General features: G+C 55.8%; 23 protein-coding genes and 1 tRNA gene. 15 read left to right on the plus strand and 9 right to left on the minus strand.

The features are described 5' to 3' along the window. Positions 1–42 precede the first annotated feature (42 nt). Positions 43–372 (minus strand): DMT family transporter, encoded by a 330-nt coding sequence (locus B3759_RS04345; protein ID WP_291363964.1) that lies wholly within the window; start codon positions 370–372, stop codon positions 43–45. A 1-nt stretch (position 373) separates the two neighbouring features. Further along, positions 374–955 carry a TetR/AcrR family transcriptional regulator gene (locus tag B3759_RS04350; protein ID WP_291363966.1) on the minus strand — a complete coding sequence of 194 codons (582 nt, stop codon included), beginning with the start codon at positions 953–955 and terminating at the stop codon, positions 374–376. Between the two features lie 267 nt (positions 956–1,222). On the opposite strand from B3759_RS04350, the gene B3759_RS04355 reads away from it, so the two are divergent. From B3759_RS04355 to B3759_RS04380, 6 genes are all read left to right on the plus strand, one after another. Then, positions 1,223–1,750 (plus strand): MarR family winged helix-turn-helix transcriptional regulator, encoded by a 528-nt coding sequence (locus B3759_RS04355; RefSeq protein ID WP_291363968.1) that lies wholly within the window; start codon positions 1,223–1,225, stop codon positions 1,748–1,750. Then, the gene (locus B3759_RS04360; protein ID WP_291363970.1) at positions 1,747–4,014 is read left to right on the plus strand and encodes an FUSC family protein; all 2,268 of its coding nucleotides are present in this window, start codon (positions 1,747–1,749) and stop codon (positions 4,012–4,014) included. The genes B3759_RS04355 and B3759_RS04360 overlap by 4 nt, the downstream gene beginning before the upstream one ends. Further along, the gene (locus tag B3759_RS04365; RefSeq protein ID WP_010667513.1) at positions 4,014–4,208 is read left to right on the plus strand and encodes a DUF1656 domain-containing protein; all 195 of its coding nucleotides are present in this window, start codon (positions 4,014–4,016) and stop codon (positions 4,206–4,208) included. Before B3759_RS04360 ends, B3759_RS04365 begins: the two co-directional genes overlap by 1 nt. Before the next feature lie 47 nt (positions 4,209–4,255). Beyond that, positions 4,256–5,167 (plus strand): HlyD family secretion protein, encoded by a 912-nt coding sequence (locus B3759_RS04370; RefSeq protein WP_291363973.1) that lies wholly within the window; start codon positions 4,256–4,258, stop codon positions 5,165–5,167. A 100-nt stretch (positions 5,168–5,267) separates the two neighbouring features. Beyond that, entirely contained in the window at positions 5,268–6,761 is a 1,494-nt protein-coding gene (locus B3759_RS04375) for an efflux transporter outer membrane subunit (protein ID WP_291364009.1), read from the plus strand. A 91-nt stretch (positions 6,762–6,852) separates the two neighbouring features. Continuing rightward, positions 6,853–7,116 carry a hypothetical protein gene (locus B3759_RS04380; protein ID WP_291363975.1) on the plus strand — a complete coding sequence of 88 codons (264 nt, stop codon included), beginning with the start codon at positions 6,853–6,855 and terminating at the stop codon, positions 7,114–7,116. A 15-nt stretch (positions 7,117–7,131) separates the two neighbouring features. Here B3759_RS04380 and B3759_RS04385 read toward each other — a convergent pair whose 3' ends face one another. Continuing rightward, positions 7,132–7,941 carry a creatininase family protein gene (locus tag B3759_RS04385; protein ID WP_291363977.1) on the minus strand — a complete coding sequence of 270 codons (810 nt, stop codon included), beginning with the start codon at positions 7,939–7,941 and terminating at the stop codon, positions 7,132–7,134. A 408-nt stretch (positions 7,942–8,349) separates the two neighbouring features. Between B3759_RS04385 and B3759_RS04390 the strand changes: the two genes are divergently transcribed. Further along, a complete protein-coding gene (locus tag B3759_RS04390) occupies positions 8,350–9,711 on the plus strand; it encodes a discoidin domain-containing protein (protein WP_291363979.1) in 1,362 nt (453 codons plus the stop codon). A gap of 171 nt (positions 9,712–9,882) precedes the next feature. On the opposite strand, the gene B3759_RS04395 is transcribed toward B3759_RS04390, so the two are convergent. Both B3759_RS04395 and B3759_RS04400 read right to left on the minus strand, forming a co-directional pair. Continuing rightward, positions 9,883–10,584, minus strand: a complete 702-nt coding sequence (locus B3759_RS04395; protein ID WP_291363981.1) for a pirin family protein — start codon at positions 10,582–10,584, stop codon at positions 9,883–9,885. Between the two features lie 138 nt (positions 10,585–10,722). After that, entirely contained in the window at positions 10,723–12,156 is a 1,434-nt protein-coding gene (locus B3759_RS04400) for a cryptochrome/photolyase family protein (RefSeq protein WP_291363983.1), read from the minus strand. A 398-nt stretch (positions 12,157–12,554) separates the two neighbouring features. On the opposite strand from B3759_RS04400, the gene B3759_RS04405 reads away from it, so the two are divergent. Continuing rightward, a complete protein-coding gene (locus tag B3759_RS04405) occupies positions 12,555–13,577 on the plus strand; it encodes a hypothetical protein (protein WP_291363985.1) in 1,023 nt (340 codons plus the stop codon). Here B3759_RS04405 and cbiB read toward each other — a convergent pair. The 4 genes from cbiB to gmk all read right to left on the minus strand — a co-directional run bounded on the left by cbiB (position 13,541) and on the right by gmk (position 18,557). After that, positions 13,541–14,554, minus strand: a complete 1,014-nt coding sequence (gene cbiB, locus B3759_RS04410; protein WP_291363987.1) for an adenosylcobinamide-phosphate synthase CbiB — start codon at positions 14,552–14,554, stop codon at positions 13,541–13,543. The genes B3759_RS04405 and cbiB overlap by 37 nt on opposite strands. 294 nt (positions 14,555–14,848) lie before the next feature. Next, positions 14,849–16,048, minus strand: a complete 1,200-nt coding sequence (locus tag B3759_RS04415) for an iron-containing alcohol dehydrogenase (RefSeq protein WP_291363989.1) — start codon at positions 16,046–16,048, stop codon at positions 14,849–14,851. A gap of 414 nt (positions 16,049–16,462) precedes the next feature. After that, entirely contained in the window at positions 16,463–17,899 is a 1,437-nt protein-coding gene (gene rfaE1 / locus B3759_RS04420) for a D-glycero-beta-D-manno-heptose-7-phosphate kinase (protein ID WP_291363991.1), read from the minus strand. Positions 17,900–17,906: 7 nt separating this feature from the next. Continuing rightward, on the minus strand, positions 17,907–18,557 hold the full coding sequence (gmk, locus tag B3759_RS04425; RefSeq protein ID WP_291363993.1) for a guanylate kinase: 651 nt from the start codon (positions 18,555–18,557) through the stop codon (positions 17,907–17,909). Between the two features lie 98 nt (positions 18,558–18,655). On the opposite strand from gmk, the gene B3759_RS04430 reads away from it, so the two are divergent. The 7 genes from B3759_RS04430 (at position 18,656) to B3759_RS04460 (ending at position 23,723) form a co-directional block, all read left to right on the plus strand. Continuing rightward, complete coding sequence (locus B3759_RS04430; RefSeq protein WP_291363995.1) at positions 18,656–19,495, plus strand: SDR family NAD(P)-dependent oxidoreductase; 840 nt, start codon at positions 18,656–18,658, stop codon at positions 19,493–19,495. Positions 19,496–19,541: 46 nt separating this feature from the next. After that, positions 19,542–20,891: a purine-cytosine permease family protein gene (locus tag B3759_RS04435; protein ID WP_291363997.1), complete on the plus strand. Its 1,350-nt coding sequence runs from the start codon at positions 19,542–19,544 to the stop codon at positions 20,889–20,891. A 166-nt stretch (positions 20,892–21,057) separates the two neighbouring features. Then, a complete protein-coding gene (locus B3759_RS04440; RefSeq protein ID WP_291363999.1) occupies positions 21,058–21,627 on the plus strand; it encodes a hypothetical protein in 570 nt (189 codons plus the stop codon). A gap of 104 nt (positions 21,628–21,731) precedes the next feature. Then, a tRNA-Ser gene (locus tag B3759_RS04445) sits at positions 21,732–21,824 on the plus strand. Between the two features lie 164 nt (positions 21,825–21,988). Beyond that, complete coding sequence (locus B3759_RS04450; protein ID WP_291364001.1) at positions 21,989–23,059, plus strand: tyrosine-type recombinase/integrase; 1,071 nt, start codon at positions 21,989–21,991, stop codon at positions 23,057–23,059. 77 nt (positions 23,060–23,136) lie between these two features. After that, positions 23,137–23,394: an AbrB/MazE/SpoVT family DNA-binding domain-containing protein gene (locus B3759_RS04455; RefSeq protein WP_291364003.1), complete on the plus strand. Its 258-nt coding sequence runs from the start codon at positions 23,137–23,139 to the stop codon at positions 23,392–23,394. Next, positions 23,391–23,723: a type II toxin-antitoxin system PemK/MazF family toxin gene (locus B3759_RS04460; RefSeq protein ID WP_291364005.1), complete on the plus strand. Its 333-nt coding sequence runs from the start codon at positions 23,391–23,393 to the stop codon at positions 23,721–23,723. The genes B3759_RS04455 and B3759_RS04460 overlap by 4 nt, the downstream gene beginning before the upstream one ends. The last annotated feature ends 116 nt before the right edge of the window (positions 23,724–23,839 follow it).

Consider the following 23,839-nt stretch of genomic DNA (forward strand, 5'->3'; position numbering starts at 1 on the left):
TTTTTTGTATTACTAAAAATATATACAGGATATTTCTTCTTTTTATCCCTGTATAGTGCGTGCATAACCAATAATAAAAAGACCTGATATGATAAAGAAAATACCGATGAAATACGGTGAGTTTATCTGTTCGTGAAACCGTATCCAGCCCACCAGACTGGCGCATATGGTTCCGAGACCGGCAGAACCGGCGTAGACAATGCCCATCGGCAGCAGTCTGAGCGCCAGAGATAAAAACAGAAAAGAGGATATGTATCCTGCAACCATCAGGGAGATTGGAAGGACTTTTGTGAAATTATCCGCCTCTCTCATGGCGACCGTGGCGGTCACCTCCGAAAGGACGGTAATGACAATACAGAGATATCCAAGCATTCTATTTTTCTGTGCTTGAGGAATTGGTCAGTTTTTCAATAAGAAGCTGAAGCTGTTCTCTGTTTTTTTTGTCGATGATATCCGCTCCAAGAATATCCCAGATGGCCAGTCCGTCAGCAGCCAGACAGGATAACAGCAGCGAAGGCGTCATATTGTCGAAAAGACCAGTCGATCTGATGGTCTCCCAGTAATACCGGGTCCATTCACTGCAGAGCTGTGGTTCCAGCAGCATAACGGCAAGCAGATGACGTAAAATCGCTGGGGTGCCTTCATCTTCGTTTTCCATGCGGTCGAGGCCGATATAGGCGCGAGCGGCACGCCCGGCTTCTACGGGGTCTTTCTGAATGGAGGAAAGGATGTCGTTCTTGAAAGTTTCCATTTCCCGCATGAACAGCCCATCAAGAAGCGCCTTCTTGTTGGCGAAATGGTGCAGGAGACCACCTTTGCTGACACCAGCATCACGGGCCACGAGATCAAGCGTGAACGCCTGAATGCCGCGCTCCGTCAGGATTCTGGCGGCGGCATCCAGAAGGTCGGTTTTGACGGCCTCGGGCCTGTTGGTGCGTTTCGGTGTTTTTGTCATATCCAAAACATACCGTCTGGACGGTATGTTTGTAAAGTGCCGATCAGGCGCAAAATCCAGACGTAAGAAGTGGCCGCACAGGCTAGCGAAAGTGTGATGCCGAGTGTCCAGCACCGTCCGTTGTCTTGTGCGACACCTCCGACGATGATGCCTGCAATACTCCCATTCCGCTTGTGCATTTGTCAGCGGTTCTTCTTTCTGTCATCTGATAATAAGCATGCGAACTATTCGTGTGTTTGCTAATTATTGACCCAAGGGAAAGCGTGAGTGTCCGAGCAGGCGCGGAAGGATAATGTTGCCGATCAATCCACGCGGTTGCTGAGACGTCGTTTCAGTTACCGGCTGGTCCGGCTGGCGACCCAATGGCGTCGGGAGATTGATCTGGATCTGCGTCAATTCGGGCTGACGGACGCAACCTGGCGCCCTCTCTATTATCTGCGGGTGTTGCCTGCGCCCGTTCGTCAGACCGATCTGGCGCGCGCCATGCTGGTTGAAGCCCAGTCACTTGTCAGATTGCTGGATGTACTTGAGCGTCGCGGTTTGATTCATCGTGACACGGATCCGGATGACCGTCGCTCCAAGCTCGTGTCACTCACCGACGCTGGTGTCGCAATGGGCGAGACGGTTCTCGGTGTAGCGGACGGCGTTGCAGCCCGTTTTCTGGATGGCGTTTCAGATGACGCCCTGAAGGAGTGCGAGGCCGTTTTTGATCAGGTCTGGTCGGGCAGGGGGCATGATCGCTCATCAGTCGGAGAGAGTGTGAAGTCTCCAGATCCGGTGGTGGGTGAACCGTGAGCGCTTCCGCTTCTGTTATCAATGGCGTGAGAAGTGTTCCGGGTGATTTCCTGCGCGAATGGCGGCAGGAATGGAGCCGTCTGAGCCCGACTGTCCTGTATGCCACGCGGGTGTTCTTTGCGATCGGACTGGCCCTGTGGCTGGCGGGTTTCCTGATGCTGGAAAACCCGATTTCCGCCGTGACCACTGTGCTGATTGTGGCCAATCCGACGCCGGGTGCGCTGATTTCCAAAAGTATCTGGCGTATCGCCGGAACGCTGGCCGGAACGACACTTGGTATCGCGTTGATGGCTTCTTTCCCTCAGCAACCCGTGCTGTTCTTCGGGGGGCTGTCCCTGCTGGTCGGCATGGCGTGCTGCGTGGCGACACTTCTACGCTTCTATAGAGCCTACGCCGCCGTTCTCACCGGCTATACGATCATCATTATCTCGACGAGTGCGTTCGTCGATCCGGACCGTATCTTTGAAAGCGCGATGTCGCGACTGTCGGTTGTGGTCATCGGTATTGTCAGCACGGCCTTCGTCTTTCAGATCACCACCCTGAAAAGCCCCAATACGGCGACAGACCGGATCGAGCAGTTCCTGCGTGATGTGCTTGGGCAGTTCGTGCGGCTATCGAAGGCCGAATTGCAGAGCGACGAGCCGCGGTCTGACGAGGTGGGGCAGGTCGGCGCGTTCCGTGAGATGGAGGCGTCGGCCTACAGTGAACGGGCCCGCCTTCTGGCGCAGGCAGGCGCTGTCATCGAGGCGATCGATTACGCGTCTTCCGTCGATTATCAGGTCAATCGTCGGGCCGCCGCACTGCATGAAGGAGTGGGGCGATTGATGGGGTTGCTCAGTGCCCTTCATGCCGCCCAGCGTGCCATCCCGCCAGACGATGTGGGGCATGTACGGGCAGCGCGTCGGATTTCCGGACGTCTGATCGGCGAACTGGCCGACATGCCGATGGAAACGCTGCTTCACGGGGACGCCGCCCTGATTCGCTACAGGATACGGCGCGCCATTGGCCAGTTGGAAGCTCTGGCGCGGGAAGCGCCGGATCTGGCCGGTCTGGCGGCGGTCGATACGGAACGCGATATTGTCGTGCAGCTTGGACAGGCCGTGGACAATCTCTCCGATGTGGCCTGGCACGAGAAAGGTGTCCGCCTGCTGCCGCTGATCGAATGGCCGGCGGCGCTCAGGAACTTCGCAAGAGGTGCTCTGGTCACACTGATGGGGTGTCTGACCTGGTATATCCTGCGCTGGTCGGCGGGGCCGAGTGCGCTTGTCTATCTGATCTGCGCATCCTGCCTGCTCTCGACCGCGCCGTCGGCGACAAAAGCCTCATGGCTTCTGGCCTCAGGCACCGCGATGGCCATTCCGGCCTGTTATATCTTTCGCACCTTCCTGTTGCCTCAGACGGACGGGTTTCCGCTGCTCTGGGTTTCCCTATTCCTCTGCCTGCTGCCGGGAATCTGGATTCAGTTTCATCCGCGCTATGCCGTGCGTGGGTTCGGCTATGCGGTGTTTTTCAACGTCTTCACGCAGGTCGATAACCCTGTGCCGTATCATGACATTCCGATGTTGAACGCGTGGTTCGCCACGCTGCTTGGGTGCGTGGGACTGGTGCTGGTCTTCCGCGTCGTGCTGCCTGCGGACCAGCGGCTGGATGTCGCCCGTCTGATCTCAGCACTCTGCCGCTCCGTGCAGAGATTCGCGGCGCTTCCCCTGCGCTACAGGGTCAGTTGGCCCAGTTGGGAATATCGGCAGATGCAGCGCGTGTTGCGCATGACCCAGAGGCTGTCTTTCGTGGAGGGAAGCGCTCGCGTGTTTCAGGTGACCGATGCGGCTCTGGCAGCTGTGGCGCTGGGGCGGACAGTGATGCGGTTACGCTGGCTGCTGCGGGAGGAAGGCAGTGTCACGCAGGAACAGGAGCGAATCGTGGAAAATGCGCTGGGGGCGTTAAAAGGGCTGAGGCGTGACCCATTGGCAACAGCCGAAGCGCTCCGCTCCGCCGCCATGCAGCTTTTGCCGAGCCTGCCTGTGACTGGTGAAGGCCCTGTTTCCGCTGAAAACCGGGAAAAGCAGTCAGCTGGAGGCGGGTTGGGCACTCTCAGACGCATGGCTGCCTGTCTCGTACAGGCGGCACAGCTTATCGACGCCGCGCCCGGTTTCTTTCATAAGGGTGGCCCAATGCAACAAGCGGCGGATCATCCGCTCGCCCACGCGGATTTACGCCACTTGATCATGCCTCGTGTAAAACGACCTGCTTCGAGAACTGCCTGATGCTGACCGAGTTTAATCTGTTCGGTGTTTTTATGGCGCCGATCGTGGTTTACGCACTGGTGGCCCTGCCCGTAACAATGTTTATCCGGTTCCTCCTCTGGTGGAGCGGAATCATGCGCTGGTTCTGGCACTTCGCGCTGTTCGAAGTCGCCCTGTACACCTGCGTACTGTGTCTGCTCATCCTCTACGTCTGACTCAACTCGCTTAACTTCCACGAACATAAGGTTTTCAGGTCACAGCCATGCCACTGCTTCGCACACTGATCCGAGTGATCCTGACCCTGGCAGTCGTCTCGCTGGCCATAGTACTTGGGGTGACCCTGTGGAACACCTACATGATCGCTCCCTGGACCCGTGACGGTCGCGTGCGTGTCTATGTCGTGGATGTGGCCCCTGAAGTCGCCGGGACGGTTGTTCAGGTGCCGGTGGTGGATAACCAGTATGTCCACAAGGGCGATCCGCTCTACGTGCTCGATCCCGTGCGTTTCCGTCTGGCCATCCGTGAAGCGCAGGCCCGTCTGGACGGCGCTCTCGAAGACCTGAAGCTCAAGCAGAACGATGCAAGGCGTCGTATGGGACTGGGCGGCATCGTCTCGGCGGAAGAGCAGGAGGTCTTCAACTCCAACGTGGCAACGCAGGTCGCGGCGGTGGATGCGGCCCGTGCGGCGCTGGATGTGGCGAAACTGAATCTTCAGCGTTCGGTGCTTTATTCTCCGGTGAACGGTTTCATCACCAACCTGAACCTGCGTGTGGGTGACTATGCCACTGCGGGTCAGGCCCGTCTGGCGGTGATCGATTCCGATTCCTACTGGGTCTATGGTTACTTCGAGGAAACGAAGATGTGGGGCGTTCATGTCGGGGATGTCGCTCGCGTCAAGCTGATGGGCTACAAGCAGATCGTCCCCGGTCATGTCGTGTCGATCGCTCGTGGTATCAACGACACCAACGGCAACCCGGACAAACTCGGACTGCAGGACGTGAACCCGATCTTCACATGGGTGCGTCTGGCGCAGCGTATCCCGGTTCGTGTGCATCTCGATTATGTGCCTGAGGGCGTCACACTGGCTGCTGGCATGACGGCGACAATCAGCGTCGGGCCTGAATCACAGAGCCGTCGCGGCAAGCTGACCACCTGGCTGCAAGACCACCTGTAAGGCATACGACGGGATCATGGGGATAATGATAGCTTCTGAAACCGTACCGGCTTCCTCCGGTTGCGTGAGAGACGGTGGCAGACGAGGTGTCTGGCGGCGGATGCTTGCGATGCTGGTCAGCGGGACCATCCTTGCGGGCTGCACGGTCGGTCCGAACTTCCAGCCTGACCGTATGAAGCTGCCTGCCGGTTTTGCGGAAACGGCCGAGGAAAAGCCGGCGACGCCGGAAGAGATCGAGCGCACCAACAAGGAAATGACCGACTGGTGGGCCAAGTTCAACGATCCGATCCTGACGAAGCTGATCGAGGACGCCGTCAAGGGGAACTACGATCTGCAGGAAGCCGGACAGCGGATTCTTGCGGAACGCGCCCTGCGCGATAAGGCCGCGTCTGCGTGGTATCCCCAGATGGACGCCAACATGGGTGGTGGTGACGTCCGGTATTCGATCAATATCGATAACTGGCCGATCCGTCCTTCCACACCGCAGCATCCGGAAGCATCGATGCTGACCTATGGTGCTTCGGCGACATGGGAGTTCGACGTGTTCGGGCGCATCCGTCGTGGTGTCGAGGCGCATGAACGTCAGGTTGAAGCAACCGTCGAAGGCCGTCGCGCGCTCCTGATGGTGCTGTTGTCGGAACTGGCCAACGATTACATGCTGCTGCGCGTGACGCAGCTCCAGATCCAGATCGCCACCGACAATATCAAGGTCGCCAAGGAAAGTGTCGATCTGACCAATCGCCTGTATCTGGAAGGTGTGGGCAACACGCTTCAGACGGCGCAGGCGCAGGCGGAACTGGATTCCCAAATTGCTGCCCGTGAACCGCTCAAGACGCGCGTGTCACAGGTATCGCACGCCATCTCCGTGCTGACAGGCAAGATGCCGGGCGAACTGGAGGAAGAGCTCAAGATCGTGCGGCCGCTACCGGTCGTCCCATCCTTCCCGGCGACGCTGCCTTCGATCGTGATTGCCAACCGCCCCGACATTCGTATGGCGGAAAAGGAATATGCGGTGGCGACGGCGGAAGTCGGCGTGGCTGTGGCTGATCTCTATCCGCACTTTGTCGTGCCGCTGACCTTCAACCCGAATGCGTCGGCCATGTATCAGGCTTTTCAGGTCAACGGTATGAGCTGGCAGTTCCTGATGATGGCCAGTTTGCCGCTGATGCATGGTGGTAAATACACCTCCACCATCCGGGCGGCGCAGGCGGCGGCCGAAGCGGCGCGTCTGCATTATCGCCAGACGGTGCTTAAGGGCTTTCAGGAAGTCGAGGACGCCATGGCGGCTTGGCATGATGACCTTGAATATCAGGAAAAATTGGAAAAGGCGGCTCAGGACAGCGCGCTGGCCCGTGATCGTGCACGCAAGCTCTATGGAGCGGGTCTGATCGGCTTCCTTGATGTGCTGACCGAAGAGAGAACGACCCTCAATGCGCAGAACGCCGAAGCGCTTTCGCGGCTTGAGCGTCTGAGGGATGCCGTCAATCTGTATACGGCTATCGGTGCTGGCTGGCGTGGAAACGCTCTCACCAATTCGACGCTGCCGGTTTCTCTGGAGACGCAGAATGTCTGGGCGCGGGCGTTCCAGCAGTAAACTGAAGCCTTTTGCCGTGCGTTGCAGCAGAAGTAACAGTGTTCAACGCATGTCCTGACAGGACTGGTATCACGGAGGTCATGTAAGACCGATGACAGGCGAACCTAACTATCTCCGACGCCTCATCCTGATCGGGGCGGGCTTCCTCGGAGGCTTCACCCTGATCATCGTTGATGGGTGGGCTTTGATCATCAATCCTGACGATAGCGACTCATGGCCTGTGTGGCTGCTGCGTCGTCTGCCGGTGCTGATTGGAATCTTCTGTGTGGCCGGCGGGTTTTTTCTGCTCCGCAAACCCGTGGCGAATGATCCCGACATACCGGACGATGATATCGAAAATATGGACGGAGCCTGATCTTTGCTTAGTGTATCAGGGGTGCTGCTGTAGCGCCCTGATCTCCGTCACAGCGGCGTTGACCTGCATGTCCACGCCGATCTCTCCCAGTTCCGCTGTCGCGCCACGCGGATCGCCACCATAAACGCCATCCGCCGTTGTGGGTTTGGGTGCGTTACGAAGCGCTCCCGTGCGGACCATTGACGGATCAACGGCCAGCATGAGGGACGTGTCGCTCAGATCGGCATGGGTGCCGACCGCAGCCCCCAGTCCCTTCTGACGGAGAGCCTCGTCATAGGCTCCGGCTATGACGGTGTAATAGCCGTTGATGCAGGCTGCATGTGCGCCGGTCCCGGACCAACTCTGGTTGATCTGCGCAACGGTCTTGCACATTTCAGCCCGGTATCCACCGTGATCGCCGATAAACGCGACAAGACGAAATCCCTGAACCCGAAAACTCTCGGCGGCTGATTTCAGAAGACCATCAAACACGGCGGGCGTGATGCTGATCGTGCCGGGAAAGCGCATATGCGACGTGCGGGGGCTGGTGCTACCTTCCGGCACATACGCAATGACAGGCGCGACCAGTGTGTTTCCGAGTTGGTGCGCAATCCGATCCGCCAGAGCCTGCGCCCGGACGTTATGTTTGCCGACAGCGATGTAGGGGCCGCTCTGTTCCGTGCCCCCAACCGGCACGATGATGGTGGTGTAGCCCGCATTCAGCGCATCCCGGATTTCCGTCCATGTGAGGCGTTGCAGTTCGACCTGCGGTGCAGCCTCGGCGGTTCCGGTCAGGGCGAGGAGGACTGCGGCGGCAGTGACAGCGCAAAAGCGGGAACGGAACATGGAGCCTCCTCGTGTGACGGTGTTCTGCGGTATCGCGGAGGAAGGCGCTCGGCAAGTGGTTTGGATTTGGTTATGTAAAATTTGACAATGCAATTGTTGTTGAAGATATAAAAAACATATTTATTGAAATCAGTGGAATTTTGTGATCTTCAATCTTACCAATAGTGGTAAATTTCAGAGTGGCGTATTTTATTGTTTGGGCTTCAGGTTAGCAGAGCAAACTGCTTTTTCTCTGTAAATGATGCTATGGGCGTGGTCTAAGGAGGGGTGGGATAATCACTCGTTTGCTGTCGTCCAGTTCAATCGTGCATAATGGGGAGCGCTATAATTCTATTTGAGGTGATTTTTAGCAAAATTTCAACGTATAGATTATAATTAAAAATTCGTGTATTTGCGGAGTTGAATTTTATGATCATAAATCCTGATGTAGCTATTATATTTAGAACTCACTACTGGAATGAGAATACAATCCATTTGGCAAAAAGACTCTATGGTCAATCCGCAGGGTATAGATTCTTTGTTTTATGTGATGAAACCAGAGGTGAAATAAACGTTCATCCATTTGATAAAATAAGCCATACAGATGATTTTAAATCAATTGGTTTGCAGCCAAACAGAGGCCATACCCCTAATTTATGGTGGGATGGAGATTGTGTTTTTTATTTTATAAGAAAAGCACTTCCTGATATAAAGTATTTTTTTGTTGTTGAGAATGACTGCTATTTAAATGTAGATTTAGACAAAATAATAAAAAGAATGATCGATAATAATGTTGATCTTGTCGGGTATATTTATGATTTCAAGGAAGGAGATTGGCCTCAAAAAACGGTTGAGCCTTATTTTGATAAGGTTAAGCAGATGTTTTTCCCATTTATTGGTATTTCTGCAAAGCTGATTGATAAGTCATATGTGGAAAGAAAAAGAATTCTTGGTCTGCATGAAAAAGACCCTGATAAATATCCTTGGCCGTTTTGTGAAGCAATAATCTCTTCTGTTGCTGTATCGAATAATATGAAATTCATTGATATATCAGAATTTTTAAATGTTGATAGATTTAAATACAGGCCTCATTTGTATATGAATAGTGGAATAGTAAATATTCCAAATTCTATATGCCATCCTGTATCCGGATATGATTTTTTAGAAAAAAGGATTGAAAATATTGGTGTGATGGAAGTTTTTGATGATTTTTCTGACCTGTCCTTGTCTCTTCAAACGCTTGATAAAAGTTATTTTATGCCAATAATAGAACGAGCAGTTTTGAAATTACGTGATCCTGAAAAATTAAAAACTTTCTGGAACGTAGCTCTGGCCAGAAATTGGATAAACGAGTTGCCTCGTCTAAATCTGGCTTTCGCCATGCCTTGTCAACAGTCTTCGATTTCAGAATGGTCGATCGCTGGTGATACGGTATCAGATGCTGAACTTGCTAATAATGAAATATATAAAGACGATAATTATAATCACACTGGCGTGGAAAACGATCCATGGTGGCAAGTGTTTTTTGAAAAAACAATCCGAGTAAGAAATGTAATTATTGTTCCCAGACCGTTTCTTTTTGAGAGAATGAATAAATTTAAAGTTTCTGTTTCGCAAGATGGAGAAACTTGGAACGATGTTTATATGAAAGATGATGAATCTCCTATATTAAAGGTGGGGATGAGATTCTTTCCAATTTCATTTGATGATGAAATATATGCAAAATATCTAAGAGTGACATGTCTTGGTCATACAGCAATTCATTTTATACAGGTGAAAGTATTTTCTTGATAAATATTTGTAGTGAGTCATGAGGAGCGCTTTTCTGAGTCGTGTCTTGGCCGTTGTTCCAACTTGCGGTGAGGCATAGAGGTACAACGATACGGTTTACGTGATGATGAGTGGGAGCGGATAAAAACTGATGACCTTCTGCATCAGAACAGAAGGCCATCAGGTCAATCATCAGGGCGCGCTGTCTACCAGAACCAGTTCAGCATCCTCTACTGCGTGGACAGTGATGCTGTCCTCGTCATGGATGGCCACACCATCGCGGGCAGCAGCCGCCACACCGTTGACGGTGATCGCGCCCTTTGCCGAGACCAGATAGAGATAACGCTCCTTATTGGTCTCATAAGTGACGCTTTCACCTGCCTTCAGGGTCGCGCCCAGCACGCGGGCATCGGCACCGATCCAGAGCGCCTCGCCGTCTCCTTCCTTGCCGGATGCTAGCGTGATGAACTGACCTGCCCGGTCGTCCTTCGGGAACGGACGGGAACCCCAGCGCGGCTTGTGGCCGCGCGCCGTCGGCATGATCCAGATCTGGAACAGGGTGGTCGGTTCATCCTCACGGTTATATTCCGCGTGGGTGATGCCGGTTCCTGCGGACATGACCTGCACGTCGCCGGCTTCCGTCCGTCCCTTGTTGCCGAGACTGTCCTCGTGCGTGATGGCCCCTGTCCGGACATAGGTGATGATTTCCATGTCGCGGTGTGGATGCGGCGGGAAGCCGGTATTTCCGGCAATGGCGTCATCGTTCCAGACCCGTAGCGCGCCCCAATGCACGCGCTCGGAGTCATGATAGCTGGCGAAAGAGAAGTGGTGGTGAGCATCCAGCCACCCATGGTTGGCGGCGCCCAGTCCGGCGAATGGTCTGACTTCGATCATGGTCAATTCTCCCTTTCCGAGGAGGGGGGGGCGTCACCCGTTGGTGCGCCTGTCTGCAACAAGACATGGCGCTTTATGGTGCTTTCTCAAAGAGAAGGGATGGAAAGGGATCGTTTCCGAAAGCGAGTTGTTTGTTGTTCAGTTGCCGCGAAAGCTTTTCCATACGGACAAAGCCCGTTCCCGCGCCAGTTTGTGCTCGATGATGGGGTGAGGGTAGTTGCGGCCCAGAACCACGCCGCACGCTTTCAGTGTTTCCTGATCCGCAGCCCAGGGTGCATGGATCATACTCGCTGGGACGCGCTGAAGTTCCGGCACCCAACGCCGGATATACTCGCCCTCCGCATCGAATTTTTCGGATTGCAGGATGGGATTCATGATGCGGAAGAACGGTGCGGCATCGACGCCGGTGCCGGCGTTCCATTGCCAGTTCATCGGATTGCTGGCCGGGTCATGGTCCACCAGCGTGTCCACGAACCAGCGTTCGCCTTCCCGCCAGTCAATCAGAAGATGTTTCACCAGAAAGGATGCCACGACCATACGGATACGGTTGTGCATCCAGCCAGTGTGCCAGAGCTCGCGCATTCCTGCATCGACCAGCGGGTAGCCGGTGCGTCCGCTCTGCCAGGCTTTCAGGCCTTTGGGATCAATACGCCAAGGCAGCGCATCGAATTCCGGTCGGAGTGACCGGGTTGCGACATTTGCCTGCTCGAACAGGATCGACCAGGCAAATTCCCGCCATCCCAGTTCGGCAAGGAATTTGTCCTTGTTCTGAGCAGAAGCATCGGCCTGCATGGCGGCGTGCCAGAGTTGGGCTGGCGTGACATGACCAAAGCGTAGGTAGGGCGAAAGGCGGGAGCAGGCTTCAGCAGCGGGGTAGTCCCGTTCTTCGCTGTAGCCGCGAAGGGTGTCTTCGACAAAAAGGGCGAGACGTTCGTGAGCGGCCTTCTCTCCCGGCTCCCATGTTTCCCGAAAACCTGCCGCCCAGTCTGGCGATGTGGGCAGCAGGTTGAATTCTTCCGGGGGCAGACTGTGAAATTGGTCTGTTTTTGGAAAAGAGGCGAATTTTAACGTGTCTGGCGCGGGTAGGGGAGGGCGTGGATCTCCCAGCTTGCGGGCGGCTCGCCAGAACGGAGTGAAGACCTGAAACGGTTTGTCTGCCTGTGTCCTGATGGTCCACGGTTCGTGAAGCAGCGTGCCAGAGAAACTGTGCGCCTCTGTTCCCGTGGATTTCAGCTGGGTGTTGATCGCTGTATCGATGGCGCGGCCTGTCGGATCGTAGCGGCGATTCCAATGCACGGCACTGGCGTTGCAGGCTTTCGCAAGAGCGGGAACAAGGTCCTCCGCCTTGCCGCTCAGGACATGCAACCGGCCGCCTTTTTCCTGCAGGGCGGCATCCAGCGCACGGATGGCGCCATCGCGCCACCAGTCATGCGCGGCTCCCTGCTGCGGTTCCGGTTCGAGGATGGTGATGCAGAGAACCGGTGCGCCATCTCGCGCTGCTGCGGAAAGCGCCGCGTTGTCAGCGAGGCGAAAGTCTTCGCGGAACCAGATGATCGTGGGGCAAGTAGACATGATTCCGGCTTATCGCCGTTGGGAAGGTGTGTCGAGAGTGGTCTGGTGTTGTAGAATGATGATGTTTTTAATTTTATTTTTGGGTATTGCAAATTTAAAGGAGTAAGAATTTATGCTGTAAAGTGTATAGCCAGAATATAATGATAATTGGTCAATTTCTTCTGTCTATGCTCATGCATACGTCATAATTTAGATTTTATTTTACATATAATGTGCAATTTATATATTTCAGTATTGTAAATTTCTTGAGTGGGGCGGAGCCGTAAAATTTTCTTTTCTATCTTCATGTAGAGTTTGAGTGGATGTTCGTTCTAATATGTAATTTTATATATCTTATGTTTTTTGTCTTAACGTAAACCTGTTTTTTTAAATTTATAAATATTGGAGTGCGTTTTGTAATGGGCGTGGGTAAAGTAATTCCTGAATATGTGTGTAATTTGCTTGGCAGTCTAAATCAATGCTTGATGCGTGGAGATTTGCCCTCAGAGGCTCTTATCGAGGCGAATGTTGCAGCTTTTGATACCCTGTCACCGGATGATATTGTTCTTGCAGATATTTATATCAGGAAATTTCTCTATCGTTGCAGTGAAATCGTGCATTTCGAAAACGAACGTGGTCAGACATTGGACTTGTTGCGCAGAATGCCGGCACTGGCGCAGGTTTTGACATTTCATAGGGATGGTTATGTCCGTGAAGCTGCCCTGAAGGTTCTGACAATAGTGCCTCGTTCCCCTTTTATGCTGGCTGCCTTGATTATTCGCCTGAATGACTGGGTTGAGCCTGTTCGCGTTGCCGCCATAAAATGTGTACAGCCACTGTGCGCGCAGGTTGACCCGGATGTCGCCGTTGCCGCAGGTATGAGCTTATGTGGCAGATGGCATGAGTGGACGCGGTGGACTTCGGCGCAAGCTCTTTGCATGGATCATTTGTTCGCACGTCCAGCCGTGAATGAGCGTCTGGCGATCAGATTTGTTTCGCAACTGGATGGTCCATTGGCCACCACCTTACGTTATTTTCTATGTGCTCCTGTGCTTGATACTGCCTTGCCCATGCTGGCTGCTCAGGCAAGACAGGCTAGTGTACGTGCGGTTGCATTAGAAGTGTTGCTTTGTGGACAAGCCAAGTGGAAGAAGGGGAGGCGTCGCGAATGGATAAATAAAATTTACAATATTAGTCGTAGCATTCCAGTAATCGAGTCACGCGCCATTTCGGTGCCTGTTATCCGAAACGATCTGATTTCTATGGGGCTATGTGACCGGTCCTCTATAGTCAGACGGGTAATCCTTATGGCATTGACAAAGAATTGGCAGGATTTTCCCGATCTTGATTCTGTTATGCCTGCGCTCCTTCAGGATCGTAGCCCTACTGTGCGCCGATGGGCTGGTTATCTGGTCCGGCAGCGGGCAGCGTTACCCCACTGACTCTGTAAATGTACTTTTCCAAGCTGGATTGTTTTAACAGATAATACAAAAAGTACAGCGTTCTGTACAATACACGCTGCACGATACAGCATCAAAGCCCTGCGAATATCCGCAGGCGTCGCTTCCTGACGGCCCTCTCCAACCCAGCGCACATTGGCAATTTCGCCATTGTAAAGACGTGGCCCACCGATCGACAGGCCGAGTGCACCGGCCATCGCCGCTTCTGGCCAGCCTGCATTCGGTGAGCGGTGATGGCGGGCGTCGCGTCTGATGGCGCGGAGGGCTGCTTTCCAGTTTTGTCCGGTGAAAAACGCAGCAGTAACAATCCAGAATGCAGAAAGGCGGGATGCGGGTAGGTTGATGAGGTCATCCAGCCGGGCGGCTGTCTTGCCAAACGCTTCATAGCGCTCGTTGCGATGGCCGATCATGCTGTCAGCCGTATTCACGGTTTTATAAAATACGGCACCCGGCAGGCCGCCAAATGCACACCAGAAAGCAGGGGCGACAATGCCGTCGGAGAAGTTTTCCGCGAGCGTCTCAATGGTGGCGCGACAGATGGCGGCTTCATCGAGCGCGCTGGTGTCTCGACCGACAATCATGGAAACGGCCTGACGCCCTTCCGCCAAGCTCATGTGCTCCAGCGCCTGTGCGACAGCTTCAACATGCTCATGCAGGGAGCGTTGCGCCAGACAACAGCTTGCCAAAAGACCGCACGCTATGGGGGAGTGGCGAACACTCCGTGAAAACACAGCCGCGAGGCTGACAGGCACCACAGTGAAAATGCCGGTGGCGAAGGCCCCGGCAGAAATTCTTTTCCGACGTGAAAAAGTTTGATGATTCAGGTGGCGTTCGAGCGTCGAAATCAGCGCTCCCTGCCACATGACAGGATGCCGGATGGCGGAATATAGCCACTTGGGATAGCCGAACAGCCCTTCAGTCAGGGTGGCTATGAATGCAGTGCGAGGAAAAAACGACATAGCTGCATTCTATCCCAAGTAAAAAGGCGGGCCTGACGAAAATTGAAAGTGGATTTTTACGGCATTTCGCCTGATTGCGAAACGCTGCCCTTGCGTAGCATGTCCGTCCCCATTGCCTGTGGAGATTTGTACCCGCTATCCACAGGGTTGTTCACACAACCATCCTCAGAATCTGTGGATAAGGACGAAAGCGGTCCTTACCGGGACCCGTCATTCTTGTGGAGACATGTTTCGTTCTCTTTGCCCTGCGTGTGACACTTCGGAGCGCCAGCACGCAGCGCATTGAAGCTGACTTTAGAAAGGCGTCACATCCTCCAGTCGTCCACGAACGGCGGCCCGATAGATCGCAGCATACTGTTCGGCGTTCAGCGGCAGGGCATTGGTCTCGGAAGAGGAAATGTCGGCGACCGCCTGTTGTCCGACCCATTCAGCATCGTCTTCGGTCAGGCGGACTGCATGCAGATTATGCGGAACATTCAGGTTGTTGCGGAGCGACAGGATCCAGTTTTCCACTGCATCGAAGCCTGTTCCATCCAGATCAAGCATACGGGCCAGACGGTTCATCTGCGGTTCAATGGCCTTCCGGTTGGCGCGCATCACATAGGGCAGGAGGATGGCGTTCAGGAGGCCGTGATGCGTCCCGAAGCGTGCTCCAATCGGGTGCGCCAGAGCATGTACGCCGCCGAGTCCTTTCTGGAACGCGACCGCAGCCATGGCCGATGCTGTTAGCATGCCGGATCGTGCAGACAGATCGCTTCCGTTGGCAAACGCTTTGGGTAGGTGTTGCGCAATAAGGCAGATGCCTTCCAGCGCAATGCCCTCCGACATGGGGTGGAAGAGAGGCGAACAGAGCGCTTCGATATGATGGACGAGTGCGTCCATGCCCGTCATGGCGGTCAGACCGGGAGGAAGGCCGACGGTCAACTCAGGGTCAAGCAGAACACAGAAGGCCAGCAGTTCGGCGTGGGTGATGACCTTCTTGATATGCAGGTCCGTGTCCACGAGCACGGCTTCACGGCTCAATTCCGAACCTGTGCCAGCAGTTGTGGGAATGACAATCAGGGGTGGCAGTTCGGATTTTGGATAATCGGCCAGTGTTGGATACTGCGCCATGGCCTGCGACCATTCGAACTGTTCAAGATAGGTGGGATTTTGGGAGGCAAGAGCAATGCCCTTGGCGGCGTCAATGGCGCTTCCGCCACCGATGGCGATGATGGAATCGTGACCACCCTCTTGGAAAAACTGTGCGCCATTTCTGGCTTCATCCAGTGAGGGGTTGGCGTGAATCTCGCTGAAGATGACGAGGTCTGGACAACTGGCGCTCAGTGTTGCTGTGAGCTTTTCAAACCAGGGAAGGGCCCGGACTCCCGGATCTGTCACGATAAGCGGGCGCTTCCGTCCGGCTTTGCCACACCATGTCACAGCCTCAGCGGAACAGCCTGAAGCCAGAAGAATGTTAGTGGGATAACCCCAATAGGCGGTTTGTTCGGACATTTGGATGCTCTCCAGACTGTGCTGTCTGGACGAATTAATGCACCCGCTTTGCTGGTTGTAAAATCGTAATAATCGAACCTTACATTGATCGCTGGAGATTGTTGGGATGGGTCTGAAAGTGCGTCTCCAGAGTTAAAACATGCAAATTAGATATATGTTTTAAAGCGCGTTTATGGCGCATTTTTCTGATAAAAAATGGTTATTTTGCCCGATTTGGCGATTTCTCACAGGAAATGGGTTTGAAATTCAGCCGTGGCCTTTGGGGAATTTTCGGTGAAATAATCAGATGGCCGTATCAGGCCCACTTCACGCGCAATCAGAGCGACACATCATGATCGCACAGCGGCTCAGTCACAGGGTGGAAAGCGCTCACCCGTGATTGGCCAGAAAAGCTTTTACGGAAAAATAAAAAAACTATTCTGCCGCCAGAATGCGCCCGATCGTGGCGGTGGTCGAATGGCCAGCCTGTAGGTCGGCAAGGAATAAACGGCCACCATTGTCGGTAATTTCTCTCGCTCCGACGACATCTTCCGGCTTGTAGTCAGAGCCTTTCACCAGCACATCCGGCATGAGGGCCAGAAGCGTTTCGAGTGGTGTATCCTCGGAAAACGCCACAACGGCATCGACATAACGGACGGCCGCCATCACGGCAGCACGGCTGGCAAGAGTATTGACCGGCCGAGTTTCGCCCTTGAGACGCCGGATGCTGTCATCGTCATTCAGTGCGACGATCAGTCGGTCACACTCCGCACGGGCCGCCGCCAGAAGGCTGATATGACCCGGATGCAAAATATCGAAGCAGCCATTGGTGAAGCCGACCGTCAGGCCCTGTGACTGCCATTCCTGAACCTGTCGCTTGGCTTCGTTCAGTGTCAGCAGATGTGGCGAATCAATGGACGAGTTCTGGGCCTGCAATTCGCGGGTCACTTCGCCGATATCGGCGGTCGCCGTGCCCAGTTTGCCGACGACAACACCGGCAGCGGCGTTGGCGACGCGCATGGACTGGCCAAACGACATGCCGGACCCGACAGCAAGCGCCATTGTGGCGATCACGGTGTCACCTGCGCCGGAGACGTCAAAGACTTCGCGCGCACGGGCGGGAACAGCGTCGGCTTCACCATTGGCCGGAACCAGCATCATGCCCTTTTCCGAACGGGTGGCGAGAATGACATCAGCCTCGGCTTCCGCCATCACCTTGCGGGCAGCGCGTTCGACGCTCGCGTCATCCGTGCCGGAAATGCCGGAAGCGGCGACCAGCTCCTTTGCGTTCGGCGTAATGCAGGTTGCGCCGCGATAATGCCGGAAGTCAGACGTTTTCGGGTCAACGAAGACAGGAATATTCCGCAGGCGCGCCTCACCGATCAGATGCCGGACGACCATGCTGTCGCAAACGCCCTTGCCGTAATCGGAAAGAATAACGACATCGGCCTCTTCCAGTCGTGCATCGATGGCGCGGCAGAGCAGTTCGGCTTCCTCGGGTTGCAGCTTCTGTCGGCTTTCCTCGTCAGCTCTCACGACCTGCTGATGGGAGGCGATGAAGCGGGTCTTGCAGATGGTCGGTCGCTTGGGACTGGTGACTAACATTTCGGAAACGCCGGTGCGGAGGCGTAGCGCGTCGCGGAGAATGACGGCGGCCTCGTCTTCGCCCACCAGTCCGATCAGGATGGCCTGACCGCCGAGAGAGATGATGTTGCTGGCGACGTTGCCCGCACCGCCCGGCATTTCCTTCCGTTCTTTCAGCAGCAGGACCGGGACCGGCGCTTCCGGTGAAATCCGTTCCATCTCGCCATAAACGAACCGGTCGAGCATGACGTCGCCGACACAGAGAACGGTGATGTTCGAGAAATCCATGAGCGCGTCAGCCCCAGAAGCTGGCGACAAAATCCGCCAGACCGGTCTGACGTGTGGTGCGGAGGCGGGCGGCGTTCAGCACGGCCTGCGTTTCCGCAATGGCGCGGTCGAGCTCCGCGTTGACGATCACATGGTCGAATTCTTCCCAGTGGGAAATTTCGTCGAGGGCCGCGTCCATGCGTTTTTTGATTTCTTCTGGCGCGTCCGAGGCGCGCCCTGTCAGGCGGCGTTCCAGTTCGGCGAGGGAAGGGGGCAGGACGAAAAGACTTACCACATCATCGGGCAGTGCAGCCCGGATCTGGCGATGTCCCTGCCAGTCGATATCGAACACCATATCCTGTCCTGCGGCGAGAGCAGCTTCCACCGGAGCGCGTGGCGTGCCGTAACCGCGCCCGAACACGGAGGCCCATTCCAGCAGTTCGCCCTGATTGGCCATTTCCATGAACTTTTCCATGGTGCGGAAATGATAATGGATGCCGTCCGTCTCACCGGGACGCGGGGCGCGGGTGGTGATGGAGACGGAGTGTTTCAGACGGGGATCGGCGGCGCGCAGGGCGTTGGCGATGGTGGATTTTCCGGCGCCGGACGGGGCGGAAATGACAAGGCAGACGCCTCGCCGCGTAATGGGCGACGGGACGGTCGTTCCGGTGCGTGTCATATCGGCGTTCGTGCCTCCCTGCCGTATCGAGCGTTTCTCCCGATTGTTTCGGGAGGACGGTTGCGACCTTTTAGCAGCAGGTTCTTAATGGGGCGACTATGAAACAGGATTCTCTTCTCATCACGGGAGCCGCTTCGGGGCTTGGCCGTGGTTTCGCCCTGCGTGCCGCCCGTCCGGGCGTTACGCTCCATCTCATTGATTGCAACGAAAATCGGCTGAAAGACACGGCTTCGCGCACGGAAGCACTGGGCGCGCGGGTCTTCATGCACGCGCTGGATGTTACGGATGCTCCGGCGATGCGAAGCGCAATTGAAGGTATCGGCGCATCAGGTGAATCGCTTGATGTGGTGCTGGCCTGCGCGGGGATCACGGGCGGGGTCCATGATCTTCCCGGCGAAAAGGGAGCGCCGTCCGAATCTGAGTATCAGGTGCGCCGTATGGTGGACGTCAACGTAAACGGCGTTCTCAACACCATTTTCCCGGCTATTGACGTGATCCGTCGCCAGCCTGTGGCATCCGATGGCTTCCGGGGCCGGATCGCGGCGATTTCCTCCATTGCCGGGCTGGTCTCCTTTCCCGGCACGCCGTCCTATTGCGCGACCAAGGCGGCGGTTGATCGCTTCATGGTGGCGACGGGCGGTAATCTGAAGCAGGATGGCATTCTGCTCACTTCGGTAGTCTGTGGTTTTATCAACACACCGATGGTGGCGACGAATGAATTTGCGATGCCGGGTCTCGTGCAGACAGCTGATGCTGTCGAGCGGATCATGGCGGGTCTGGAGAAGAACAAGCGCCGGATCACGTTCCCTCGCTGGATCGCCATGGGATCGCGCCTGATGGATCTGCTGCCGATTGGCCTCTCGGAACCGTATTATCTGAATCAGCCGACAGGTGCTGCGGGCAGTATGCCTGTGGTGGAAAAGCCTTCAGGCAGGTAGCTGATTTCAACATCGTTCATGGTGTCATTGTGTTTGGAGTGTGAAGATGGCGTCTGAACCGTCTGGCCTGATGGAAGACCTTTCGGCGGCATCAGTCTGTCAGCACGTGCCAGCGGCCCGCAAGACGATGGCGATGGATCGGGTTTTCTGGAGTCATTTCTCACCAAATCTCGGTCCCGGCGGCTGGGTTACCGGCGCGTTGCTGGTCAGTCTCGGGCTGGATTTCAGGATGGGTGTGCTGGCCATTCTGCTGGGGAATTTCGTCGGTGCTCTGCCTGTCGCGCTGGCTGCGGCGATTGGTCCGGCGACGGGTCTGACGCAGATGGAGGCGTCCCGCATGGCGCTGGGCACGATTGGTGTCCGGCCGCCTTCCTTTCTGAACTGGATCTACTGCGTCGGCTGGGATGCGGTGAACAATGTGCCAGCGGCGGCGGCGCTGGTCAGTCTGTTGATGCTGGCTGGTGTGCCGACGCCGTTCTGGTTGGCGCTGGGTGTGCTGGCGTCGATCCAGATGGTGGCGTCCATCTATGGCCATCACGTTGTGCAGGCATTGCAGAAATATCTCGGCGGCATGTTGCTGGTCGTGTTTGCGATCATCGGCGTGACGTTTGCGGTGAGGGGAGGCGGTGTCGTGCAGGCGGCGCATCCGGTGGGTCTGGCGACGTTTCTGCTGGCGGTCGGGATTCTGGTCAGTTTCAATCTGTCCTGGGCCACCTATTCGTCGGATTATACCCGCTATCTGCCAGCGAATTCCGATCCGAAGCGGGTGGTTGTGCTGGCTCTGTCAGGGCTGCTGCTGTCGGCCGTGCCGTTCCAGATCCTTGGTCTTCTCACTGCGGCGAGCATCGCCGAGCCATCCCCGACGGCAGTGATTGCCAGCTTGCAGCATGCCATGGGGCCGCTTGGGCCGTTGGCGCTTGCGGCGATTGCCCTGTCGTCAATTGCCGGGAACTCGTTCAACGATAATACGGCCAGTTACAGCCTGATCTCGGCGGGGATCCATGTTCCACGTGTCGCGGCGGCGATCATCACGGCCAGTCTGGGCTATGTGCTGGCGGTTGTCGGGGCTGGCCAGTATGCGACGCTCTATACGGATTATCTTCTGGTCACGATGTACTGGATAGCGCCGTGGTGCGGTATCGTTCTGGCTGACTGGTATCTCACGGGCGGTCACTCGGCAGCGCGGGCTGTATATGGACAGGTGTTGCGCCCGCCCGCCGGGTGGAAGCGTGGGGCGACGATCTTTGTTGTGACTTCGGTGCTGACGGTGCTGCTGTTTTCCACCAGTTCGCTCTACACAGGGCCTGTTGCGCGCTGGCTCGGGGGGGCGGACATCGGATACTATGTCGGGTTTCTTGTCGCCGGCTGGTGGTATGCGGCGGGACGCGAAAAGTAGGTCAGGCTACGCATTTACGCTGGCGCGGGTGTTGTCATCAGCGATTTTGACAATGACGCATCCGTGCCATGATCGCTCAATAAGGTTCTGTTATATTGGTGGGACGTCATGTCTCGAAGCATGGCTATCGCTGCAAGCTGAAGCTTACAGGAAGAGATGGAACGTGATGAAACGACGCTATTCGCTCAAGACAATTGGGTCTGTTTTTCTGCTGTCGGCTGCGGTTGGACTGTCTGCCAGCACGGGAGCAAGGGCTCAGCAGGTCTATTCAAGCCAGCCCCAGCCACAGGATAGCCAGCAATCAGGCAATTTCCAGCAGCCTCCGGCACCGGACGCGGCGCAACTGGCGGCAATGCGCAAGGATGTTCAGGTGGCTGCTTCATATCAGTTGCCGGATGATTTCCTGCCACGGATGACCACGACCTTGCAGGCGCTGCAGGATGCGGGTTTGCAGCCGCCACCACCAGAGGGTCATATCTCTCTGGATGATACGATCAAGCGCGTTGAATCAGTGCCGGGCATTGAGCCGGTCCTGAAGTCACAGGGATTTACGGCCCGTCAGTTTGTCATGGGTCTTACATCTTTCGGAATTACCTATGCCGTGACGTCGCATGCGGCTGATGCCAAGGATGCACCCCGTCTTAACCCGCATAACGTGTCCCTTCTGCAAAAGAATCCTGATGCCGTAAGGGCATTGCTGCAACAGATGGGGAACCAGCCTGGGCAGCCGCAGTGACAGCAAAATGGAGGATGTTTTTGAGACATTCTCCCTGCTCATCTGGAATTGACGGCTGAGAAAGAACAAGGTAGTTTCCGCCGCAACGCACTGACTCAGTGCCTGGAGGGGTGGCCGAGAGGCTGAAGGCGGCGGTTTGCTAAACCGTTGTACGGTGTCAAGCCGTACCGTGGGTTCGAATCCCATCCCCTCCGCCAATTTCTCCATATAAATCAACAAGTTAAGAAGTCGGATTCCCGGCCGTTCCGGCTCTGTTCGGGGGCTTTTACGGACTTTCGTCGGCCTTTTTTGCGACAATTTGCGACAATCGCTAAAATTATCCCCAGAGACGAACGGGGTTCGTTCGTGTGGGGACATAGAGATGGCAAAGCACGAGAAGACGAAAGAGCCTGGGATTTACCGTCGCGGCCCAGGCCAATACGAGGTCAAAATCCGACGCAAGGGGGTCGCCGCCAGCCGAACCTTCGACAGTTTTGCCGAGGCCGTCCAATTCAAGAACGAGACGGTCAGCAAGATCGACGGGAACACCTACGTTGACCAGACCAGGGAGCGGGAAACCTCGCTCTCGGATGTCATCGACCTGTATCTCAAGCAGGTAACTCCGACCAAGCGAGGCGCCGTTCAGGAGGCGAATCGCCTTCAGGCGTGGAAGAAAGAGGTCGTCGCGGCCTATCCCATCATCTCTGTGGAGATCAGTGACATCGTCGCGTGGCGTGACCGCCGGGTCAGCGAGGGCAAGGCTCCCTCGACCATCTATAATTCCCTGAATCTCCTGTCCTCCGTCTTCAAATGGGCGCGGCAGCATGGATACAAGGTCGATAACCCATGCGAAGGTGTCTCCCGGCCAAAGCCGAACGAAGGGCGATGTGTCGATCTGACTGACGAAAATGAAGCGAAGCTACTGACCGCCTGTGAGAAGGGGCCGGGCTGGCTCGTCTGGTTCGTGAAGATCGCCATGCACACCGCCATGCGCCAGGGCGAGATACGCGCCTTGAAGTGGAAGGATGTCCACGACACCCATATCCACATTCCCCGATCCAAGAATGGTTCTGCCCGCGATGTGCCGCTTACGCTTGCCGCGTCGGTCTGCGTTCAGGAGATGCGGAAGGCTCTGCCCCGTCGGTTGGATGGATGGGTCTTTGGCGACCCGGATGCCTCACCCGAAGACGGCGGATGCACAACGACCATGGTTCAGAACAATTACCGCGCCGCAACACGCCGGGCCGGCCTTGCGGGCGAACTGACCTTCCATGATCTGCGCCATGTCGGATGCACACGCCTTGCACCATTGCATCGAGATTGCTTTGAACTGGCGAAAACCACAGGACACAAAGACCCACGCATGTTGATGCGGTATTACAACCCCAGTATCGTTGATCGTGTCGCCCAGATCAGGGCCAGAGAAAGGGCGCTGGCGATGGGGGTGGGGTGATACCGATTGCCATTGAAACGTGCCGCGATGGAAGTTATATTAAAATATAACATTCAGCGGATCGTCAGGAGATACCAATGCACACTACCAATCTCCGCAAGGTCGGCGGGTCGGTCATGATGGCCGTTCCTCCCGCCGTCCTGGAGACCCTGCATCTGTCCGCAGGCGCAAAGGTCTCGATCACCGTGGCTGAAGGGCGCCTGGTCGTCGAACCGAAAGCCCGGCCGAAATACACGATGGCCGAACTTCTGGCCGCGTCGGACTATTCCCAGCCTCACAGCCCGGAAGATCGTGAATGGGTCGATGCCCCGGCGGTCGGGGGTGAGATTCTGTGAGGCGTGGTGACATCTACAAGGTCGATCTTGACCCGACCGAAGGGCGTGAGCAGCAGGGATACCGGCCTGTCCTGATCGTATCGCCCGATGATTTCAATCGGGCCACGCGCCTGCCTGTCATCCTGCCGATCACGAATGGCGGGGACTTCGCGCGGCGTCTGGGGTTCGCTGTGTCCTTATCAGGAAGCGGGGCGGAGACGACAGGAATCATCCGGTGCGATCAGCCCCGCGTTCTGGACATCAACGCCAGGAATGGTCGGCTGGTGGAGACCCTGCCGGATGCAGTGATGGACGAGGTTCTGGCGAGGGTAGTGACGATCTTCGAGTGAGATGACGTGGACGCGACCCCGGCGGCAGCCGGGATGCCGTCAGCCCCCAAGGCCCCCTTCAGCCATCCTCATAAAAGCAAATGCGACCTCGTATCCGGATCAAAAAGGGTGGTTTT

The sequence above is a fragment of the Acetobacter sp. UBA5411 genome (assembly GCF_002409645.1).
Taxonomy (GTDB): Bacteria; Pseudomonadota; Alphaproteobacteria; order Acetobacterales; family Acetobacteraceae; genus Acetobacter.

What these genes read in the sequence shown, in the direction of transcription:
- B3759_RS04435 (WP_291363997.1), top strand. Translation starts at nt 19,542, where the DNA reads ATGGCGTCTGAACCGTCTGGCCTGATGGAAGACCTTTCGGCGGCATCA.
- B3759_RS04440 (WP_291363999.1), top strand. Translation starts at nt 21,058, where the DNA reads ATGAAACGACGCTATTCGCTCAAGACAATTGGGTCTGTTTTTCTGCTG.
- B3759_RS04390 (WP_291363979.1), top strand. Translation starts at nt 8,350, where the DNA reads ATGATCATAAATCCTGATGTAGCTATTATATTTAGAACTCACTACTGG.
- B3759_RS04400 (WP_291363983.1), bottom strand. Translation starts at nt 12,156, where the DNA reads ATGTCTACTTGCCCCACGATCATCTGGTTCCGCGAAGACTTTCGCCTC.
- gmk (WP_291363993.1), bottom strand. Translation starts at nt 18,557, where the DNA reads ATGACACGCACCGGAACGACCGTCCCGTCGCCCATTACGCGGCGAGGC.
- B3759_RS04345 (WP_291363964.1), bottom strand. Translation starts at nt 372, where the DNA reads ATGCTTGGATATCTCTGTATTGTCATTACCGTCCTTTCGGAGGTGACC.
- B3759_RS04405 (WP_291363985.1), top strand. Translation starts at nt 12,555, where the DNA reads ATGGGCGTGGGTAAAGTAATTCCTGAATATGTGTGTAATTTGCTTGGC.
- B3759_RS04395 (WP_291363981.1), bottom strand. Translation starts at nt 10,584, where the DNA reads ATGATCGAAGTCAGACCATTCGCCGGACTGGGCGCCGCCAACCATGGG.
- B3759_RS04370 (WP_291363973.1), top strand. Translation starts at nt 4,256, where the DNA reads ATGCCACTGCTTCGCACACTGATCCGAGTGATCCTGACCCTGGCAGTC.
- B3759_RS04365 (WP_010667513.1), top strand. Translation starts at nt 4,014, where the DNA reads ATGCTGACCGAGTTTAATCTGTTCGGTGTTTTTATGGCGCCGATCGTG.
- rfaE1 (WP_291363991.1), bottom strand. Translation starts at nt 17,899, where the DNA reads ATGGATTTCTCGAACATCACCGTTCTCTGTGTCGGCGACGTCATGCTC.
- cbiB (WP_291363987.1), bottom strand. Translation starts at nt 14,554, where the DNA reads ATGTCGTTTTTTCCTCGCACTGCATTCATAGCCACCCTGACTGAAGGG.
- B3759_RS04430 (WP_291363995.1), top strand. Translation starts at nt 18,656, where the DNA reads ATGAAACAGGATTCTCTTCTCATCACGGGAGCCGCTTCGGGGCTTGGC.
- B3759_RS04415 (WP_291363989.1), bottom strand. Translation starts at nt 16,048, where the DNA reads ATGTCCGAACAAACCGCCTATTGGGGTTATCCCACTAACATTCTTCTG.
- B3759_RS04375 (WP_291364009.1), top strand. Translation starts at nt 5,268, where the DNA reads ATGCTTGCGATGCTGGTCAGCGGGACCATCCTTGCGGGCTGCACGGTC.
- B3759_RS04350 (WP_291363966.1), bottom strand. Translation starts at nt 955, where the DNA reads ATGACAAAAACACCGAAACGCACCAACAGGCCCGAGGCCGTCAAAACC.
- B3759_RS04455 (WP_291364003.1), top strand. Translation starts at nt 23,137, where the DNA reads ATGCACACTACCAATCTCCGCAAGGTCGGCGGGTCGGTCATGATGGCC.
- B3759_RS04450 (WP_291364001.1), top strand. Translation starts at nt 21,989, where the DNA reads ATGGCAAAGCACGAGAAGACGAAAGAGCCTGGGATTTACCGTCGCGGC.
- B3759_RS04380 (WP_291363975.1), top strand. Translation starts at nt 6,853, where the DNA reads ATGACAGGCGAACCTAACTATCTCCGACGCCTCATCCTGATCGGGGCG.
- B3759_RS04385 (WP_291363977.1), bottom strand. Translation starts at nt 7,941, where the DNA reads ATGTTCCGTTCCCGCTTTTGCGCTGTCACTGCCGCCGCAGTCCTCCTC.